General features: G+C 58.1%; 2 protein-coding genes. Both read right to left on the minus strand.

Annotated elements, in window-relative coordinates; translation table 11 throughout:
- The coding region (locus tag HWX34_RS20970) for a chemotaxis protein (RefSeq protein WP_062791575.1) at nt 1–917 on the minus strand (917 nt) is incomplete at its 3' end.
- 34 nt (nt 918–951) lie between these two features.
- A partial coding sequence (locus HWX34_RS20975) for a chemotaxis protein (RefSeq protein WP_178974141.1) occupies nt 952–1,887 on the minus strand: 936 nt, incomplete at its 5' end.

Raw genomic sequence — 1,887 nt, forward strand, 5'->3', positions numbered from 1 at the left:
GTTTCCGCCAGGATTGCCGGATCGAATTTGGCAACATAGGCATCCACCCCCACGCTGGAACCCATCGCCTTGTTGGCATTGGACGACAGCGAGGAATGCATGATAACCGGGATGCCTTTGAAGCGAACATCGGATTTGATCAGCTTGGTCAGCACATAGCCGTCCATCTCCGGCATTTCCGCGTCCACCAGGATGATCTTCAGGTAGTCGTGCAGGCACTCGTCCTCACCCCAGGTGCGGCTGGCTAGCACCTGCAGGCGCTCCCACGCCTCGCGCCCATTGGTGGCCTGCTGGAACTTGATGCCCATCTTCTCCAGCACGCTGGTGATTTCCTTGCGTGCCACCACGGAGTCATCCACGAAGAACAGGTACTGATCGCTCTCCAGCTGGGCTTGCGGAATTTCCGGCAGGCGCGGTTCGCCCACCACGGTGGCCAGAATCTGCTCCACGTCCAGAATGGACACCAGTTTGCCGTCTTCCAGCTCGGTGATGGCGGTGATCAGGTTGGAGTTGGTGGCGCTGCTGTTCATCATGTTTTCCGGGGCGCGCACACGGTCCCAGTCCACGCGGATGATGCGGTCGACCGAATCCACCAGGAAAGCCTGGGTACTCTTGTTGAATTCGGTGACAATCATGGTGTCGAACTTGCGGCCGCTTTGCTCGGAGCCGACAAAGCGGGCCAGCGAAATCACCGGAATGATATTGCCGCGCAGCGACAGCACGCCCTGCACGCCAAAGGGCATATTGGGCGTTTTGGTGATGGCCGGTGTCTGCGACACCTCGCGCACCTTGAACACATTGATACCGAAGGTTTCGCGGGTACCCAGCGAAAACAGCAGGATTTCCATCTTGTTGGAGCCGGCAAGCTTGGTGCGGGCGTCCACGCTGGCAAGCAGGGATGCGTCAGTGGCTGACATAGGAATATCTCTCCCGGATGAAGACTGTTCTGGTTTAGTTGTTGGTCAGCTTGAGCATTTCGCGCAACTTCATCGACAGCTTCTGGGCTTCGAACTTGGATACATACTCATCCACACCCACCGACTGGCCGAGCTTCTGGTTGGAGCTGCCGGACAGCGAGGAGTGCATCAGCACCGGAATACCGGCAAAACGCGGGTCGCTCTTGATCAGCTTGGTCAGCATATAGCCGTCCATTTCCGGCATTTCCACATCGGTCAGCACCAGATGCAGGGTTTCGTTCAGGCGCTTGCCGGAGAGTTCGGCCTGCATGGCCATTTTTTGCAGCTCCTCCCAGGCGCGCATGCCGTTGATGGCATAGGCGTATTTCACCTGCATGGCATCCAGCGTGCGCTCGATCTGCTTGCGGGCGACGGCGGAGTCGTCGGTAAAGAAGATCATGCGTTCTTCTTTCACCGGCTCGATATTGATGAAGTGATGGGAGTCGTCCACCAGCGAGGTTTCCGCCAGCACTTTTTCCACGTCCATCATCATCACCAGAGTGCCGTGATCCAGCTCTGTGACAGCGGTGACGAGGCCGGCCATACGGTTGGTGATCATGTCCGGCGGCACGCGCATGGCAGACCAGTCCAGACGCAGGATGGTATCAACCGCCTCGACCAGGAAGCCCTGGGTGTGGCCGTTGTACTCGGTGACGATCATGATTTCGGGCTTGTTGCTGGTGACGATGCCGGCGTACTTGGCCAGGTCGATGACGGGGACCAGCGAGCCACGCAGGCTGACCATGCCTTCAACCGAGGAGGGCATTTCGGGCGCGGAAGTGATTTCGGGTGTGCGCATGACTTCGCGCACCTTGAAGACGTTGATGCCGAAGACTTCCTTCCTCCCGGTACGCTGGTCGTGACCCAGGGAGAACAGCAGGATTTCCAGCTTGTTGGTCCCTGCCAGTTTTGTTCTGGCATCGATTTTTTT

The sequence above is a fragment of the Aquitalea sp. LB_tupeE genome, assembly GCF_013391415.1.
Lineage (GTDB): Bacteria > Pseudomonadota > Gammaproteobacteria > Burkholderiales > Chromobacteriaceae > Aquitalea.